Consider the following 18,683-nt stretch of genomic DNA (forward strand, 5'->3'; position numbering starts at 1 on the left):
CACTGACGGTTCCCGGACCCTACCGCCAGGAGTCCCGGCATCGGGACCCCTGAGCAGTCATCCATTCGGCCCGACCGAGCTGGCCTCATTGCCATGTCAATAGCCCCGGATGTTGATATTGCTACTGGACAACTATCGAGTCGATGACAGTGCCATTCGGGCTGCTCGGGGCCTTGATGGGGTCCTCAGGTCGTAGCCTCTACCGCTCGGCTTGGGGCAGCGCGTTGGCCCGTGTGGTGGTTAGCCTTCGCAGCGTGACTGATCTTGACCGGGGTATCTACGAACACCTGATCACCCAACAGCTCGCCGAACGCCTCCAGCACGTAGACCCCGCCCTAGTCCAGCACGACAAGCTCGACCCGGCCGATGCGCACGACGTACTGGCCCGGCACATCGCGACGCTGGCCCGGCGTGCGCTGCTCGCTGTCGGCGGTGGTGATGACAAGCTCGCCCGCCAGGTCGAGCTGGCCAACCGCATCGCCGAGAGCATCGGGCAGGCCGAGCCGCGCGCTGTCGGCGCAGACGACCAGGTCGCCGACGCCCAGCGCCTGCTGCACGCCATCACGGTCCCGCCGACCCCACCCGCCGCGCCGGCGTTCCCGCAACGCCCCACCACCCCGCTTTCCAGCGGCGCACTGCTGGTGAACGGCCGCCACCAACCCCGCATCGGTCATGAGGTCACCCACGAGATGGCCTCCGCCGACGAGGTGGACCTGCTCTGCGCGTTCATCAAGTGGCACGGCCTGCGCATCATCGAGCCGGCGATCCGCGACCTGATCGCCCGCGGCGGTCGGCTGCGGGTCATCACCACGACGTACATGGGCGCGACCGACCAGCGGGCCCTGGACCGGCTGGCCGAGTTAGGCGCCGACATCAAGGTGTCGTACGAGACCAGGACCACCCGGCTGCACGCCAAGGCGTGGCTGTTCCGCCGCACCAGCGGCACCACCACCGCGTACGTCGGCTCGTCGAACCTCTCCAAGTCCGCTCTGGTGGACGGCGTGGAGTGGAACGTCCGCATCTCCAACCTGGAACAGCCGCACGTCATCGACACCTTTGAGGCGACGTTCACCGACTACTGGAATGACTCGGCCTTCGAGGCGTACGACCCCGTGAAGGACGCCGACCGGCTACGCATCGCCCTGCGCGGCGAGCGCCCCGACGAGGCACCGACGGAGATCGCGAACCTGGACGTCCGGCCGTTTCCGTACCAGCAGGAGATCCTCGACGACCTGGACGCCGAGCGGCTGGTGCACGGCCGCTGGCGGAACCTGGTGGTGATGGCGACCGGCACCGGCAAGACCGTGGTGGCCGCGCTGGACTACCGCCGGCTCCGCAAGGCCGGCCACGTCGACTCGCTGCTGTTCGTAGCCCATCAGGAGCAGATCCTGCGGCAGAGCCGCTCGGTGTTCCGCCAGGTGATGGGAGACGGCAGCTTCGGGGAGACCCTCGTCGGCGGCGATAGGCCTCAGGACTGGAAGTATGTCTTCGCCTCGATCCAGTCGCTGCATCGGCAGGAGATCGACCCCGAGGCGTACGACATGGTGATCGTCGACGAGTTTCACCACGCCGAGGCGCCAACGTACGCGCGGCTGCTGGAGCGGCTGCAGCCGCGCGTACTGCTGGGGCTGACCGCGACCCCCGACCGCAGCGACGGCGGCGACGTGCGCCGGTGGTTCGACGGCCGCGCCTCGGTGGAGCTGCACCTGTGGGAGGCCCTCGAACGGCAGTTGCTGGCGCCGTTCCAGTACTTCGGCCTGCACGACGACGTCGACCTGTCGCAGCTGCGCTGGAAGCGCGGGCAGGGGTACGACCCGGCCGAGCTGGACGGCGTCTACACCGGCAACCACGCCCGAGCGCGGATGATCCTGCGGGCAGTTCGCGACACCGCCGACGTCGGGCGGATGCGGGCGCTTGGGTTTTGCGTGAGCATCGGGCACGCCGAGTTCATGGCCGACTGGTTCACCGAGCACGGCGTACCGTCGGCGGCGGTGACCTCGCGGGTTGGCCCCGCCGGGCGGCAGGCGCTGCTGACCGCGTTTCGCAACCGTGAGCTGCGGGTCCTGTTCACCGTCGACCTGTTCAACGAGGGCGTCGACCTGCCGATGGTCGACACGATCCTCATGCTGCGCCCCACCGAGAGCGCCACAATCTTCCTGCAGCAGCTCGGCCGCGGCCTGCGCCTCGACGACGACAAGCCCTGCCTGACCGTGCTCGACTTCATCGGCGGGCAGAACTCGAACTTCCGGTTCGACCTGCGCTGGCGGGCACTGACCGGAGTCAGCCGGCGGGCCGTCGAGGCCGCCGTCCGTGATGACTTCCCGTCGCTGCCGAGTGGCTGCCACGTTGAGCTGGACCGGGTGGCGAAGGAGCTCGTGCTCGCCAACCTAAAGTCAGCGCTGCCGACCTCGAAGAACGGCCTTGTGGCAGAGCTGCGGCAGCTCGGTGATGTGAGCCTGGCCGAGTTCCTGCACGAGACCGGCCTGGACATCGAAGACGTCTACCGGTCGGCGAGTGTCGGCGGGTGGGCGGGGCTGCGGCGCCTTGCGGGGATCGATACCTCGACCGGCGGGCAGGACGACCGCGAGCTCGGCCGCGCCATCGGGCGGATACTGCACATCGACGACGCCGACCGGCTCAGCCTCCTCGCTCGGGTCGCAAGCGGCGAGCAGTCCGGCGGCGGGCGGCTACTCGACATGCTGCATTTCAGCCTGTGGGGGCCGTCGGTGCCGCTGACCGAGCGCGACGCCCGGCTGAAGCGGCTCTGGGCGGAGCCGGCGCGCTGCGCGGAGCTGCGCCAGGTTGCGGAGGTGCTGCGAGACCGGATCCACCGGGTGACGGTGGATCCGCTGTCGGACCGGGTGCCGCTGCGGGTGCACGCCCGCTACAGCCGGAACGAGGCGTGCGCAGCCTTCGGCATGGCGAACCCGGGGTCGCTGCGCGAGGGGGTGAAATGGCTGCCGGACGAGCAGGCCGACCTCTTCTTCGTCACCCTGGTCAAGTCCGAGGAGCACTACTCCCCTACAACGATGTACGCCGACCGGGCTATCACCGACCGCCTGTTCCAGTGGGAGTCGCAGAGCACCACGTCGTCGGCCTCGGCGACCGGGCAGCGCTACATCCACCACGCCGAGCGCGGGTCGACGGTTCACCTGTTTCTTCGGGAGACCAAGCTCGCCGACCGCGACCTGGGCGCGCCGCCTTATCTGTACGCCGGGCCGATGACGTACCAGGAGCACAGCGGCGACCGGCCGATGCGGATCCTCTGGCGGCTGCAGCATGTGCTCCCCGCCGACATGTATGCCGCCGCTCGGGCGATCGCCGCGTGATGCCGACGAGGGAGCGCTTGTGATTCCAGAGGAGGCTCTGCTTCGTCCCTCCCGACTGTTCCGGGCTGAGGAGGTCCGCGGGCGCGACTGCCCGATACCCGCGGCTCCAGGTGTCTACGGCTGGTACTTCACGTCGCCGCCGCCCCTGGTACCGACCTCCGGGTGCCACACGCAGGATGGAGCGGTGCTGCTCTACGTCGGGATCTCGCCGAAGGCGCCACCGGGCAACGGGCGCCCTCGGAGCCGAGAGACGATCCGCAGCCGGATCCGCTATCACTACCGAGGCAACGCGGCCGGTTCGACATTACGCCTGACGCTCGGCTCGCTCCTCTCGGAAGAGCTTGGGATTGGCCTGCGACGGGTCGGTAGCGGCATCCGGATGACATTTGGCCGAGAGGGCGAGAAGCGCCTCACCGCCTGGATGGCCGAGCACGCCCGGGTCGTATGGACGGTGACGGACCAGCCATGGAAGCTTGAGGAGGAGTTGATCCGTTCGTGCGTGTTGCCGCTCAACCTCGACCAGAACCGTCATAGCGCGTTTCACAGCCAGCTCTCCGGGCTCCGCGCCGCTCAACGGGCACACGCTCGGTTGCTACCAGTGGAGCGATGACTGCGCGGCCGTGCCGCAGCGGCCTGCGCCCAAACTCCGGTAGGCGCGACGTCAGCCGATTAGAACTGACCCGGCATTCCACAGGCTGGTGGCCGCCGACCCGCAGTCGACGGCCACCAGCGTTCGAGCGGTAAATCGCCTACTGAACGGCCACTCGCTGCTTGTTGTAGTTGCTGCCCTGTCCGTCCGGCTTGTAGTTGCTCTCCACGTTGCCGGCGATGTCGATCGAGAACCAGTTCACCGTCGTGTCGCTGTTCACGGTGATGTTCTGGACCCCTTCACGCATACCCGCCAGCGCCAGCTTGGGCGAGCTGTACGTCGGCCGGCTGCCATCCAGCGTGTAGTACACGTTCGCCGGCTCACTGGTGCTGAACGTGAACCCCGTCGCTCCCACCTCCTGCTTAACGACCTTCAGCGACGTCTTCGGCTGGATCTTGTCCGTCGCGTACGCCCGGGCCACCTCAAGAATCGCGATGTTGCCGTTGGCGAACTCCATCGCCTCCTCATGCCCCTCGGCGAACGGCGGCTGGAAGCCGACCGCGCTAAACCGCCCGGTCGCCGGGTTGTAGATGTCCGCGCCGACCTCGAAGTCCCAGCCGATGATGCCCCGGTTGTACCAGTGTTCGTCGGCGCTGTTGCCGGCCGCCGAGTACAGCACGTCGGTCACCGGTCCGGTGCGGCCCGGCCAGATGGCCGTGCCCCGGTATTCCTGGACCCGGGACAGGATGTAGTCCGAGGAGGTCCAGAAGTACGCCTCGGTGCCCTGGTCCACCCGCGGCAGCACCTCGCGCCCCTCGGCCTTGTATGCCCCCGGCGGCCACATGAAGTACCCGCCGTAGGAGTGTGTGTTCATCGAGAGCTTGATGTTCGGGAAGTGGTCGACCAGCCAGACCTCGTTGCGCGCCTCCGGCTCGGACAGCTCGTTCGGCCCGGCGAAGGTGTCGCTGGTGCAGCTGGTCGCCGACGCGCCGACGTAGCCGTCGAAGACGGAGCCGACCGAGAAGTTCCGGTTGATGTCGACGCCCCAGGCGTTGCGGCGGCCCGGGTCCGCGTTGGACGTCGGGCAGTAGTTGGTCATGTTCCGCCGCTGCATGTTGTAGTCGTACATGCTGTAGTGCGCGCCGTCGGGGTTGACGACCGGCAGGATGAAGATGTCCAGGTCGTCGACGATCTTGCGGGTGTTCGGGTCCTTGGCGTAGTTGCGCAGCAGCCGCTCGGCGGACTCCACGCAGACCAGCGGGGTCACCCATTCCCGGGCGTGCTCCTGGCAGTAGAGGAAGACGCCGACCTTCGAGCCGTCGCGGTGCTTGCCGATGCGCAGCACCTTCATCTGGAACGGCTCGCGGGACACGCTCGCTGGCGCCTTCAGGTTGTCGGTCAGCATGGTCACCGGAGCCGCGGCCACGACGCCCGTGCCGGCGTTGCCCCGGTACGTGCTGGCGGTGAGCAGCTTGGCCGCGTCGGCGTTGCCGTTGACCGCGGCGACGACCTGCGCCGCCGTGCTGGTGATCGCCCCGGAGCCGTCGGTGGCCAGGCGCACCGTGACGGCCTTGCCAGAGACGCTGACCGTCAGCGGGGCGTTCGTCGTGCCCGGGTTGACCAGCGACACGGTGATGTCGTTGCCGCCCTCTGAGCCGTACGCGGTCGAGGTGACGTAGACGGTGCTGGCCGCGGCGGTGCCGAACTGGGCCTGTGCCTGGCGCCGGTAGCCGTTCGTCTTGTAGGGCAGGTCGATCAGCTCGGTCAGCCTCGGGAACTCCGCGGCCAGGCCGGTGAACCGCGCGGTGACCTCGGTCGGGTCCATGTAGTGGTCGACGAAGTCCGACACGTACGGGTGCTTGCCGGGATTCTTGCGCGGGCTGCCCAGCCACTTCGCGACGTCGACCGTGGCCGACCCGCCCTTGTTGCTGGTGATGGTGGCCTTCACCGGTGCGGCGGTGATGGGGACCGGGTTGCTGAACCGGTGGTACATGTACTGGCCGGCGTCGGTGAACCGGGACATGGTGGCGGTGCCGCCGGAGCCGATCTCCGTGCCGGGTCCGCCGTCCCAGCTCGCCGTGAGCACCGTCGTCGAGTCGGTGCCGGCGCTCGACTTCACCTCGATGTTGAGGAAGAGCTGGTTGTCGAGGCTGGTGAACCATTCGGCCCGCAGCACGGTGAGGGTGTCGGTGGCGGCGGTCGTAGCCGTCGCGGCGCGGATGGCGGCGGCGCGCTCGGCCATGTTCTGCGCGTAGTCGCCCTGGTCGGAGATGGCGTCCTGCACGTCGAAGCCCTTGTCGCGCAGCGCCTGGCTCTCCTCGGGGCTGAGGATGGCGTGCACCTCGATGCCGTTGTCGACGGGCTTGGTGTACTCGGCGAGGTCGACGCCGAGTTGGTTGAGGCGGTCGATGCCCGACTTGTCGGCGACGACGATGCGCATCAGGCCGACGCCGTTCTGTTCGCCGGTCGACGACCGGTCGGGGGCCACGGCGTTGTCCGTGCTCGGGCTGGCGAGGCCGGGTGTGCTGACGGCGAGTGCCAGCGGTAGGGCGATCAGGGCGAGGAATCGGCGCGGTCCGTGGGATCTTCCTGTACTCCTCATGAGAGTCCTTCCGGCGCAGTGATCCAGAAGGCCGCGCAGTCGAGGCGTCGGGGTAGGTCACCCCCGGCTGCCGCAGCTACACACAGCGTCGTCGCCGTCTTACCACCAGTCAAGATCTATGGCGGCCCGGTACCCACCCAGATTTCGTACATCCGGGAGCGGTAGCTGCTCACGCCGGCGGCCACCACATGAACGCTGGGCGGGGAAGTCCGGCACCGAGCCGGGACAACTTGACGGTCAGCCAGTGATGGTCAGCTCCACCGGCAGGCCCTGCGTCACCTCCAGGACCGCCCGCTCCCCCAATGGTCGTGAGAGCTTGAGGGTGGCGTTGCGCGGCGCTCCGATGGCCAGGCATACCTCGTCCTTGGCGTGCCGGTACTCGATGACGATCACGACGACCGCCAGGTCCGACTCGACCGCGATAGCGCTGTAGTCGGCCCCGCACGCCTTGCTGCTGAAGCCGGGCGCGCCGGTGAAGGTGACGGTCATTTCGTTGCTCGCGGTGCTGGTGGTCGCTGACTCGATCGCCAGCCCCTCGTGTGGGTGATCGGCGTCCCAGGGCGGTGGGGTCACCCGGACGATGGCCGAGGGATCCACCGCCACTCGCGCCAGCCGCACGGTCGTTCCATCGAGGGTGTATTCCCACGCCGGGGCGGTCGCCGGGCCGCGGGTGGTTGGGACCGTCATCGTGGTCAGTCGAGCCCCGGTGAGCTTGAGCGGCGCGCAGCCGGAACAGTCGCCCGTTCCCGAAGCGCGCAGCTGCGCCAACGCCCCGCCCGCCGAGATCAACGGCACATCATGACGGGTGCCGTTGGCCCAGACGATGGTGCCAGCCGACTTCGGCGACTCGGGCAGCGTCGTGGCAGCCTCGACGCGGCCGGCCGACAGGGTCTCCTTGTAGGACCCGCTCGCCGGCTCCCAGTCGCCGAGTTGGCGGGTCAGCTCCCCCACCGGAACGAAGGGGGCACCTCCCGCAGCGCGAACCGCCTGGTCGTACCGGGTCAGGGCGCCGCCTGCCTGCTGGCGCAGCCCGTCGAGCGGGTCGACGGCGGGGCTGTTCCCGGCGGACCCACAACCGCCGAGCAGAGCCGCGACCGTGATCCACGGCAGTACCCGGCGCCGACGCATCCCCGCTGTCTCCACCTCCGTGAGACGCCCGCACGCCGGGTCCGGTTGCACCGCACTGGCGTACCGGCGTCGGCTCAATCGGAACCCGTACGGCCGGTCTCGCGACGCCCGAGCCGACCGCTACGCGCTCGCCACGCTCGCCGGCTCCGGCGGCGCTTGCGGCCCGTCAACGCGCCGCTCGTCCCCATGCCCCGGCCACCACGCCTTGTGCCCGATGAGCGCCGTCAACGCCGGCACGAAGAACATCGACATGACGAACGCCGACAGCACGATCCCGATCGCCACCGCGAACCCCATCTGCTGCAGGAACGAGATCGGCGCCAGCATCAGCACCCCGAAGGTCCCGGCCAGGATCAGCCCGGCCGCGGCAACGGTCGGCCCCGCATGCTCCACCCCGATAGCGGCGGCCTCGTGCGGCTCGTTGCCCTCCCGGGCCTCCTCCCGCAGCCGCGCGATCATCAGGATGTTGTAGTCCGTCCCGATCGCCACCACGAACAGATACAGGATGATCGGCAGCTGGAAGGTCACGCCGGGCTTGCCCTGGAGCCCCTGGAAGAGATAGACCGTCGCCCCCAGCGTCGCCGCGAAGTTGAGCAGCACCGCGATCACCAGGTAGATCGGCGCGACGAGGCTGCGCAGCAGCAGCGCGAGGATGAGCGCGATCAGCGCCGCCGCCACCGGCAGGATCACCGACAGGTCGCGGTTGTTGGCCGAGTTGATGTCCGCGAAGATCGCGGTCGTCCCGCCGACCAGCGCCTTGGTGCCGGACGGGGCTGCCTCGTGCAGGGCGGACCGCAGGTCGTCGCGGACGAGCGTGATCGCCTCGTTGGACACCGGGTTCTCGTTCAACAGCAGGTTGACCCGCGCCACGCTCGGGTCGCTGCTGCGCTCCGGCGGCTGCACCTGCCCCACTCCCGGTGCCTTCGCCGCGGCCGCCGCGAAGTCGGTGACCTGCTGCTCGGTCAGCGGCGTTCCGTTGCCGGTGGTCAGGTAGACCTCCGTCGGGGCCAGGGCGCCGGCGGCAAAGCCACGCTGCAGGTCGGCGGCGGCCTTCGCCGACTCGGTGTCCTGCGGGAAGCCGGAGCTGAAGTCGTAGTCGGCCTTGTAGCCGAGCACCCCCGCGGCGAGCGCGACCAGCAGGGCGCCGGAGGCCGCCGCGACGAGCGCGGGCTTGCGGCCGACGGCGGTGCCGAGGCGCCGGGACAGGGTGGCCTTGGGGGTACGTTGCCACGCCTTGGACGGCCAGAAGACGTACCGGCCGAGCAGTGAGACGACGGCCGGGATGAGGGTCAGTGAGGTGATCAGCATGACGGCGACGGCGATGGCGAGCGCCGGGCCGAGCGAGCCGAAGAAGCCGAGCGAGGCCAGCAGCAGCACGAGGAACGCGACGATGACGGCTCCGGCGGCCGAGGTGATGACCTCGCCGACGCGCTGGACGGAGACGATCATCGCGGTGCGCTTGTCGTCGCCGGCGCGCAGCCGTTCGCGGTAGCGGAAGAGCAGGAACAGGATGTAGTCGGTGCCGATGCCGAACAGCACGATCAGCAGGATCGTCTGCAGGTCCTGGCTCACGTTGAGGTCGAACGCCTTGCCGGCCGCGGCGACGAGCCCGGTGGTGATGGTCAGGACCAGGCTGACGACCACGACGGGCAGCAGCGCCGCGATGGGGCTGCGGAAGATGATCAAGATCAGTCCGATGATCAGGATGATCGTCGCGACGCCGACCACGGCGAAGGCGCTGTTGAAGGTGTCCTCGTTGTCGACGAAGCTCGCCACGTCGCCGGCCACGCCGGCGGTCAGCCCGCTGCCGGCCAACTCCGGGCCGAGGGCGGCCCGCAGGTCGCGTACGGCCTTGAGCAGCGCCGGGTCGTCGGGGGCGGTGGCCTCGAGCCCGACGTTGACCACCTGCACCGACTTGTCCGGCGCCACGGCCGGCGGGCCGGTCAGGTAGCCGGACGTCTTCGGGATGTTCCGGGCCTTGAGCGACTGGGCGACCTGGCCCACCTTCGCCTCGTCGGCGGGTGTGAGTTTCTGCCCGTCGGCGCGCTTGACGACGATCGTCGCCGTGGCGGCGGCCTGCTGCGGGAACGCCTTCTGCCCGAGCTCCGTGGCCTGCACGGACTCATACGAGCGGGGCAGGAAGCTCTCCTGGTCGGCGGAGGTGATGTCGCTCAGCGACGGCGTGGTGAGGATGATGGCGGCGGCCGCGATCACCCAGCCCGCGATCACCCACCACGCCTTGCCCACGACGAATCTGCCCAGCCGCTCGAACATGGTCTCCCCCGCGTGTCCGGCTCTCCTGATGTCCGGGCCCGGCACATTGGTGCCCGCCCGATCGTCACGTTGGCGGCAGCCTTGGCTACCCCCGGTGCATGCTACCGCCGCCCCGCAATCCTTTTCGGACGCCGCACGGATCGGCGGCGGTGGCTATCGAGGGCCGGCGGCATCCCCGGGGTCGCGCGCCCGGAGCGTGGCCGCGGCAAGCGGGGGGCTGGCCAGCAGGCCGGCGAGGTGTTCCTGCATCCGCTCCAGTGGACCGTCCGCGCTGTGCAGCCCCTGATAGAGGTCACGGAGCACGTCGTCGGATCCGTTGGTGAAGGCCAGGATCTCGGCGAGGGAGAGCTGGTGGTTGAAGATCTCCGCTTCGTTGCGCCAGTCGTGGAGCAGGCCGGCCAGTGCCTCGTCGCGGCGTGGGGACAGCACCGCCGAGGAGAGGGCGGCGTTCACCGCCGACAGGCTCATCCGGGGGTAGACCTGCCGGCGTGCCGGCTGCGCGGTTCCGATGGCGAAGGGCGGGGAGGCGAGGGTCTTCCGGTTGTCGTGCAGTTCCTCGCCGATGGCCTGGAGGGCCTCCGCGCGCCGCTCCCGGCCCGCTGCCCACCGTTCGGCGACGATGCCGGTGATGCCGCCGAGCAGGCCCAGGATCTGCACGGCCGGCTCGAAGCGCGACGTGCCGGCCGACCGGCTCCACCAGACCGCGCTGACCACGAAGGCCACCGTCAGGCTGCCGGCGGTGACCGCCATGATCCAGGTGCGGGGTGCGGTCAGCCACGACGGCAGACGCGCCGCGCGGGGACGTCCGCTCGTCATGCGCCGGGGCGGCGGAAGACGTCCCGAGCGGCGGTGTCGTGGCCGTTGCCGGCGTCGCTGCTCGACAGGAGCATGAGGTCCATGCCGAACCGGCGGGCCCGCTCGTACGCCTGGAACTGCGTGAACGCCTCGCTCTCGACGAACAGGCCGGCCTTGCCCAGCGCGGCTGCGAGCGCCTTGAGCTGATATTTCCGGGTGATGAGGAGGCGGATGGTGTCGCCACTCGGGAAGTGGACCTCGCTGCGGTTCGGCAGCACGATCTTCAGGTCCTCGGCCGAGCGGTTGCAGTAGATCACCTTGATGACCAGGGACCGCCCCTCCTCGACCACGCCCTCGAAGCGGACGTAGTTCATGTTCACCGAGAGGTCGGTGTTCTGGCGGAGGGCGCTGATGACGAAGTCGCGGAACACCCAGCTCGTCTCGTATTCCCGGGCGGCCTGCTGCGCCATGCGCTCGTCGAGGTGGGACGCGGTGGCGACCTCCACCATGAGCCGGTCCTGCGGGCGGAGGAGTCGCTTGCTCAGCCGCTCGACCAGCTCGACGTCCTCGTCGAAGTTGGCCATCGTGTTGCCGAGCAGGGAGAACAGCACCGGCTCGTCCCCGATGAGCCGGTCACGCAGCTCGTTCAGCTCGGTCACATTTTCCTCGACCGAGAAGTCGAGTTGCACCGGCAGCAGCTGATTGCGGAACTGCCGGAAGAAGGGCAGGGCCTTTATCGGCTTCAGGCCCAGGCGCAGCATCTCCGCGCTCATGTCGACGGGCACGTAGTACATCTCCGGGTTCGCCCGCTGGAGATCGGCGAGCACCACGGCGTCCTTCTCCCCCGTGCCGGGGCCGAGGCTGATGTAGTGGTAGGGCCGCCCGTTGTGCCGGGAGTGCAGGCTCCGCCAGCGCCGGCTGAAGGTCTCGATCCCGTCCCGCATGACCGGATAGTTCGGGTCCGTGCAGGCCCGCTGCCAGTTGACCGCCGGCTCGATGCCCCAATAGGAATAGCCGGACACGATCCGCTTTTCGTCACCGGTGGACGAGAACGGGCGCTGCAACTCGGCGGCCAGTTCGTTGAGCTTCCGGGACTGGTCCTCACCGACCAGGCACAGCGACCAGGAGAACTCGGTTTCCGAGATGACTTTTTCCAGCCTGCGCAGAAGCTTCAACTGTTCCCTGGCCTGCTGATCCATCTGTGCCATCCCCCGAGCGAGGTCGGACCGGTCCCCCATGCTCCGCCCGACAACCTTAACAGCGGAAAGGTCTCCTCAGTGGACCGCAGACGGGGCGGTGACGGGGTCGCGGAATCCACCACGGCCGGGCGCGGAAGCGCCTAGCCTGGCCGGAGAGGCACAAGGGGGAAATCGTGGCGAACGCGGTCTGGGACGCCCTCGACGGGGTCCGCGAGGTCGAGATCACCGTGACCGGCCGGCGGACCGGCCGGCAGATCACCCACCCGGTATGGTTCGTGCTGGACGAGGACAGCGTGTTCCTCGTCCCGGTGACCGGCTCGGACAGCCAGTGGTACAAGAACGTCCGGCAGACCCCGATGATCGAGGTGTCGGCGAACGGGACGGCACTGAGTTCGAGTGCCACCCCGATCATCGAGGCCGACCGGGTCAATCACGTGGTGGAGCTGTTCAAGGCCAAGTACGGCGCCGACACGGTGGAGAGCTACTACCCGAAGCACGACGTGGCGGTCCAGGTCCCGCTCGGGTAGTCGGAGCCTCCCCGGCGATCCTTCCCGAGGAGGCTCCGACCACCGGCTAGCTCACAGGCGCGGGTCCTCCTGGATCTTCAGGGCGTTGAGGATCGGGTCGCCCTCGCCGATCTCGCGGCGAAGCTCGATCTTCAGATCGCCACCGGCATGCTCGACGGTGACCGTGTTCATGTCCGCGGTCAGCGCACCCACCTTCGCCTGCACGTCGTGGTCGTAGAGCACGACCTTGCCGTCGGCCAGAACATCGAAGGCACGCTTGCCGACCTTGACCTTCTCGATCTCCGCGAAGTCGAGGCCGATCCGGTACGTCCCGGCGGGGGCGTTCTTGAACACGTAGCTGAACGTCTCGCCGGTCCGCTGGGTGCGGAACAGCGCGTCGTCGTCGGTGCCGGCGATGTCGGCCTTGGTGGTGCGGGCCTTGCCGCCGACGTAGCCCCACGGCCGCGAGCCGAGCTCCTGGTCGGGCGACCAGACGAAGCCGTCGGCACCGGCGTACCCGGATCCGCCCACGTCGACGCCCTTCCAGTAGGCCGAGGTCGCCAGGCGGACCGGCTTGAGCTGGACCTCGCTCTTGCCGGCGTTCGACGCGACGAGCACGTCCCCGACGAGCACGCCGGGCTCGACGCCGGCGTTGTCGGCCGTCGCCGTGACCGTGGTGGAAGCCCCGGCCGCCAGCGTGACCGTGCCGGTCGCGGCCGCGCCCGTGAGGGTCAGCCACGGAAGGTCGGCCGCCTCGTGCCCGCCGTCGCTGGTGCGCTTCTGCTCGCTGAGCCGCACCTCGAGCGGCGCGGAGCCGCTGTTGGTCACGGTCACGTCGGCGGTCGCCTTCTGGCCCTTGTCGAGGAGCCAGTCGAGGTCACCTCCGGTGACGGTGGCGATGCCCGTGGTCAACGCCGTGTCGACCACCTCGGCCTGATCCTTCCTGGCGATGGTCACGGGGTGGCTGGCGGTGACGTAGTTCGGCGCCTCGACCTGCACGGTGTTCTCGCCGACCAGCGCCTGGGCCTTCCAGCGGCCCTTCGCGTCGGCCGTGATGACCCGCTCACCGTTCGGCCCCTTGAGCGTGATGATCGCGCCCTCGATCGGCTTGCCGTCGTTCTTGTCGGTGACGGTGCCCTCGATCGTGCCCGCGGCCGGGAGGGTGTACTCCAGCCCCAGGCCGGCCTTCAGGATGGGCTGGTTGAAGGAGTACTGGCCCGCGGGGTTGTGCGTCAGGCTCTCGACACCGACCGTGGCCGACGACCCCCGGGTGAGGGGGTTGTCGCCGCCGACGCCGTCGCCGTACCCGATCTGGATCCGTCCGTCGGCGATCAGGGTGACCGAGAAGCTCACGCGAGCCGTCTGGTCGCTGTAGAAGGTGGCGTTGCGCCACTCGATCACCTCAGCGGCCAGGCCGTCCACCTCGGTCCTGCCGAAGTAGATGCCCGCCTCGTCGTCGACGACCAGGTCGTCCCAGAGCGGATAGATCGCGTCGAACGCGTACGGCGACGGCAGCTCGGTGTTGCCCCCCACGGCGCTGGCCTGGTCGAAGATCAGCTGGCCGTTCGTCGTCACGCACACGCCGTCCCAGTCCGTGTCGTAGAACGGGAACAGGAAGCTGGAGTCGAACCACAGCACGCCGCAGACGTCATCGCCGTGCCACCCGGACTCCTGCGCGCCCTGGCGGTACAGCCCGTCGGTCACCTTCATCGAGTAGGAGCGACCGGCGGGGGCCACCGGCACGGGGCCCGGCTCCGGCTGCTCGGGCTGGGGCTCCGGCTCCGCCGTGTCTGCGCGCGGGTCGAGCGTCACACGCAGCGCGGCGATGGTCGGGGCCTTCAGGCCCTTCGAGCCCCGCAGTTCCACGGTCAGCGGACCGCCCTCGTGCTTCACGACGGCGGTGCGCCAGTCGGCGGCGTTGGGCCCCACAACCGCGGCCGCGTCGTACGCGTAGTCCGTCAGCGTTCCGTCCACGAGGACGTCGAACACCCGCTTGCCCTTGGCCACCTTCTCGATCTCGGCGAACCCGAGGTCGATCGCGTAGGTGCCCTTGGGCGCGTCGGGGAAGCGGTAGAACAACTGCTTGTCCGGCGTGGTGCGCTGCGACTGGAACAGGGCGTCGTCCGTCGTACGTTCGATCCCGGAGTTCGTGGAGGCGACCTTCGTCTTCCCCTCGTAGCCCCACGCCCCGTTGGGGGAGGCCTGGTCGCCGGACCAGGTGTAGCCGGAGCCGTCGGTGAACTTTGCGCCGCCGGCGTTGACGCCGACCTGGTACTTCGTGGTCGTGAGCGTCACCGGGACGTACGTCTTGGACTGGCGTCCGGAGTCGGACCTCACCACGATGTTCGCGCCGAGGACGCCGGGCTTGGCGTCCTTCGAGGAGATCGAGACCTTGACGGTCGTCGACTGACCGGGGGCGAGGGTGCCGCCGGTCGAGGAGAGCGACAGCCACGGCAGGTCGGTGAGCAGGTCGTCCTCGACGTCGACCAGCACGACGTCATCGGCGACCTGGTCGGCCGCCCACAGCGCGCCGGTCGAGTCGGTCTCGAGGCCGCCGCCCTGGCCCGCCTTCTGGCCGGGGAACCACCACGCGTTGACGAGCGAGCAGTCGTCGGGGTCGACCTGCAGCAGGCGGGTGGGCCGGTTCGAGGTGAGGTCGGTGTACCAGATGGTGTCCGACGCCTGGTTGTAGGCCAGGCCCATCACCTCGGGCAGCGGCGGGGCGCAGAAGGACAGCAGCGCGCCCGCGTTGTCGTGCGACGTCCCGGCGACGGTGCCGATCATGCCGTTCGCCCGGCCGCCGACGTAGAACACGTCCTCCGTCGGGTTGTAGGCGAGTCCGGTCAACTGCAGCGTGGACCAGTCACCCTTGATCTGCCGGGTCTCCTTCCCGGTCGTCCGGTCGAAGCAGTGGATGTAGCTGGCCGGGCTGTCCTCCATCTGGCACATGTCACCGGTCTTGGTGTCGAGCGCCATGTCGAACGCCCGGTACGCGGGGTTCCACGACGCGTCGAAGACCTTGCCGGTCGGCTTGCCCGTCACCGTGTAGGCGGTGTTGGTCCGCTTGTTGTAGTCGTGGACCCAGACGTCGCCGTCGTACCCGACGCCGGAGGGTTCCTTCTCCTGGATGGTGCCCGGGATGGCGATCCGGGTGATGACGTCTCCGCCGGAGGTCACGCCGACCTTGCCGGCCGCCTGTGCTTCCGCGGCCTTCGCCGTCGCCGCCTTGCCGTCGACGTTCGACGGCTTCATGCCGCTCGCACCGGCCTTCCACGCGGTGAGGTCGATCGTGCTGGCGGCACCCGTCGCGGTGCGCGCGGTGGCGCCCGTGGCGTCGAGCTCGGGGTGGCGCGCGGCCTCGCCCAGGTCGTACGTGAGCGGGGCGGAACCGGTGTTGGTCAGCGTCAGCGAGCCCACGCCGTTCTGGTCGGTGCCCAGCAGCGCGTCGAGGCCGTCGGCCTTCAGGCCGGCGACGCCCGTGATCAGACGCGCGTCGATCTTGGCGTTCGCGTAGAGCTTGTCGAGGGAGAAGGGGTATGCCGCGGTCGTGTAGTTCGGCGCGTCGACCGTCATGGTGTAGTCGCCGACCGGGAGCTGGCGATGCACGATGCCCGTTCCGTTGGTCGTGACCGCCTCGACGAGCCCGAACTTGTTCGAGAAGGAGACCTTGGCCCCGGCCACCGGCAGCCCGTCGTTCTTGTCGACGACGGTCGCGTCGAGGTAGCCCCAGTCGGGAAGGTCGTAGGTGACGATCATCCCGTCGTGCAGCACGGGGGCGCTGTCGGAGAACCGGATGCCGTCGACGCCGGCCCAGCCCTGGATGCCCGTGATGCCGTGGGCGCCGGCGGTCACCGGGTCGTCGGTCCCGATGCCGTCGCCGTACCCGAAGATCACCTTGCCCGAGCGGGTGAGCGTGGCCGAATAGCTGACCGGCTCCGTGTACTCGGACCGGGTCGGCCAGGCCCAGAGCTTGGCGTTGCGGAACTCGACGACGAAGGCGTCCTCGCCGTCGACCTTGGTGGCCGCGGTGAAGACGCCACCGCCGGGGGCGAACTCGACGGGGGTCTGGACGTAGAACGGGAAGACGCCCGCACCGCCGCTGCCGGGTCCGGTGCCCTCGTCCGGGGTGATCACGCCGCGCAGGCTGATACCGAGGGTGTCGTGGCTGCCGTTGTAGAGCGCGATCGGGAACGGCAGCTTCACCGTCGCCCACACGCCGCCGGTGAACTCGACCGGGTCGGTGCCGCGCAGGTACTCGCCTTCGGACACGGCGCAGCTGTAGCCGCCCTTGTCGACGACGCGCCCGACCGGGATCTCGCGCGACTCGTTCTGCGCGCCGACGGTCAGCGGGACGGTCGTGGGCGAGAAGCAGGCGTTGGGCTTGACGGTCAGCGTGTACGCGCCCTCGGGGACCGCACTGATCGTGAACGCGCCGTTGGCATCCGTGCGTACCGGCTTCAGCGGCGTGTCCCTGACGGAGACGTCGGCGTTCGGGACCGGCTGCTTCTTGTCGTCGACGACCCTGCCGCTGATGTCGTGGCGCGTGGCGGCCGTGAGCGGCAGCTTGACGGAGGTGTCCTGGCCGAGGGAGATCGTGACGTTGGCGGTCGCGGTCAGGTAGCCGAAGACCTTGGTGCTGAGCTGGTAGTCACCGACCGGGAGGTTCGTGGTGAACCGGCCGTCCTTGTCGGTGCCGATCGACCGGCTGAACGGTCCGCTGATCGTCACCTCGGCGGCGGGGACCGGGGCGCCGTCGGCGGTGACGACACCGGTCAGGGTGCCGCCCTGACGGGGCGCGAGCTCGAGCAGGCGGACGAGGTCGAGCCGGCCTTCGCCGTACTTGTTGTTGACGTCGGCGGTGCCGCCGCACTCGGTGTCGTCGACGTCGACGGCCGAGTCGGCGAGCAGACGGCGGGTCTCCTCGACCTGACCGATGAGGGTCGGGTCGTAGCTCCACAGGTCGGCGACGGCGCCGGCGACGTGGGGAGCCGCCATCGACGTGCCGGACATCTCGGTGTAGCTGTTGTTCGGGTAGGACGACCGGACGGCGACGCCCGGAGCGGAGATCTCCGGCTTGATCCGGCCACCCTCACCCTCGCCCTTGCGGGAGAACGACGCGAGCGTGCCGTCCGAGTCGTACGCGCCGACGGAGTAGGCGCTCTCGGCGGAGCCGGGCGAGGAGACGGTGTCGCAGGCCGCGTACGGGCTGGTGTTGCCCGATGACCAGACGCTGAAGATGCCCGCGGCGCTCCAGGCCTCGTCGATGGCCTGGAAGAAGTCGTCGAAGTTGTGCTCGACGGTCTGGCCCCACGAGTTGTTGATGACGTGGGGGCGCTTGGACGGGTCAGGGTTGTTTCCCTGGACGTCGGTCGGGGCGAGCAGCCACCAGCCGGACTTGAGCAGCGACTCGACCCCGCTGCTGTCGCAGCAGCCGTTCGTCGCGATCCACTGCGCGTCCGGGGCGACGCCGACGTGCTCGGTGCCGTCATCGCCGACCATGGTGCCCATCGTGTGCGTGCCGTGTCCGTTGTCGTCGCACGGCGCTCCCGTGCACGTGCCCCGGGCGGCCATCCAGTTGTAGTTGTGGTCGACGGTGCCGTCCGGCTTCGTGCCGCGGTACTGGTGCATCAAAGCCGGGTGGTCGAACTGGACGCCCGAGTCGAGGTTGGACACGGTGATGCCCGCACCGGTGGCGCCCATGGCCCACGCCTGGGGGGCGTGGATGGCGTCCAGGCCCCACGTGGTGGCGCCTGCCTCGGCGGCGGCCTTCGGCGCGGCGGGGCGGGCGGCCTTGTCGGCCGGCGTTTTCTCGTCCACGGGCTCGACCAGCGCGACCTGCGGCGCCGCGTGGATCTCGGCGACCTGCCCGACCGAGGCGACGTCGAGTGCGAGCTTCTGGGTGCCGCCCTTGACGAGCACGGCGTTGACGAGCGGGTAGGACGTGTACTTCGCGCCCGCCGCGTCGAGCTCGGCGGCGACGGACGCCGCGGAGTTCTTCGCTGCCGCTGTCAGCGCGTCGTAGACGAACTGTCCGCGGGCGGTCCAGTTCGCGATCTTCTTGGCGGGGGCGAGATCGGCCCTGGTGTCGAACGTGATCCAGAAGTCGGAGGCCGGCTGCGTGCGGAAGCGGTCCTTCAGGTTCGACGCGATCTTGTTGGCGGCCGCGCCGGGATCGGGCTCAGCGGCGGACGCCGGTGGTGGCTGGATCATGCTCAGGCCGACCGCTATGGCCAGCGAAGCCGCGAGGGCTTTGAGTCTCAT

General features: G+C 69.4%; 9 protein-coding genes. 3 read left to right on the forward strand and 6 right to left on the reverse strand.

The window, feature by feature from the left end; all coding sequences use genetic code 11:
- Positions 1-254 precede the first annotated feature (254 nt).
- Together ABZ452_RS02260 and ABZ452_RS02265 are read left to right on the forward strand one after the other, a co-directional pair.
- Positions 255-3,329 carry a DUF3427 domain-containing protein gene (locus ABZ452_RS02260; protein WP_357938029.1) on the forward strand — a complete coding sequence of 1,025 codons (3,075 nt, stop codon included), beginning with the start codon at positions 255-257 and terminating at the stop codon, positions 3,327-3,329.
- Positions 3,301-3,939, forward strand: coding sequence for a GIY-YIG nuclease family protein (locus ABZ452_RS02265; RefSeq protein WP_357938032.1), 639 nt, complete (start codon positions 3,301-3,303; stop codon positions 3,937-3,939). Before ABZ452_RS02260 ends, ABZ452_RS02265 begins: the two co-directional genes overlap by 29 nt.
- A 139-nt stretch (positions 3,940-4,078) precedes the next feature.
- Here ABZ452_RS02265 and ABZ452_RS02270 read toward each other — a convergent pair whose 3' ends face one another.
- The 5 genes from ABZ452_RS02270 to ABZ452_RS02290 form a co-directional block, all read right to left on the reverse strand.
- Positions 4,079-6,520, reverse strand: coding sequence for a M14 family zinc carboxypeptidase (locus tag ABZ452_RS02270; RefSeq protein ID WP_357938035.1), 2,442 nt, complete (start codon positions 6,518-6,520; stop codon positions 4,079-4,081).
- A gap of 237 nt (positions 6,521-6,757) precedes the next feature.
- On the reverse strand, positions 6,758-7,471 hold the full coding sequence (locus ABZ452_RS02275; protein WP_357938038.1) for a hypothetical protein: 714 nt from the start codon (positions 7,469-7,471) through the stop codon (positions 6,758-6,760).
- 297 nt (positions 7,472-7,768) lie between these two features.
- On the reverse strand, positions 7,769-9,922 hold the full coding sequence (locus ABZ452_RS02280) for an MMPL family transporter (RefSeq protein ID WP_357938040.1): 2,154 nt from the start codon (positions 9,920-9,922) through the stop codon (positions 7,769-7,771).
- A 153-nt stretch (positions 9,923-10,075) separates the two neighbouring features.
- On the reverse strand, positions 10,076-10,738 hold the full coding sequence (locus ABZ452_RS02285) for a hypothetical protein (RefSeq protein ID WP_357938043.1): 663 nt from the start codon (positions 10,736-10,738) through the stop codon (positions 10,076-10,078).
- Entirely contained in the window at positions 10,735-11,925 is a 1,191-nt protein-coding gene (locus ABZ452_RS02290; protein WP_357938047.1) for an L-histidine N(alpha)-methyltransferase, read from the reverse strand. The genes ABZ452_RS02285 and ABZ452_RS02290 overlap by 4 nt, the downstream gene beginning before the upstream one ends.
- A 164-nt stretch (positions 11,926-12,089) precedes the next feature.
- On the opposite strand from ABZ452_RS02290, the gene ABZ452_RS02295 reads away from it, so the two are divergent.
- Positions 12,090-12,443, forward strand: a complete 354-nt coding sequence (locus tag ABZ452_RS02295; protein WP_262281706.1) for a nitroreductase family deazaflavin-dependent oxidoreductase — start codon at positions 12,090-12,092, stop codon at positions 12,441-12,443.
- Between the two features lie 51 nt (positions 12,444-12,494).
- On the opposite strand, the gene ABZ452_RS02300 is transcribed toward ABZ452_RS02295, so the two are convergent.
- On the reverse strand, positions 12,495-18,683 hold the full coding sequence (locus ABZ452_RS02300) for a S8 family serine peptidase (protein ID WP_357938050.1): 6,189 nt from the start codon (positions 18,681-18,683) through the stop codon (positions 12,495-12,497).

This window comes from Micromonospora sp. NPDC005707, assembly GCF_040631005.1.
Taxonomy (GTDB): Bacteria; Actinomycetota; Actinomycetes; order Mycobacteriales; family Micromonosporaceae; genus Micromonospora.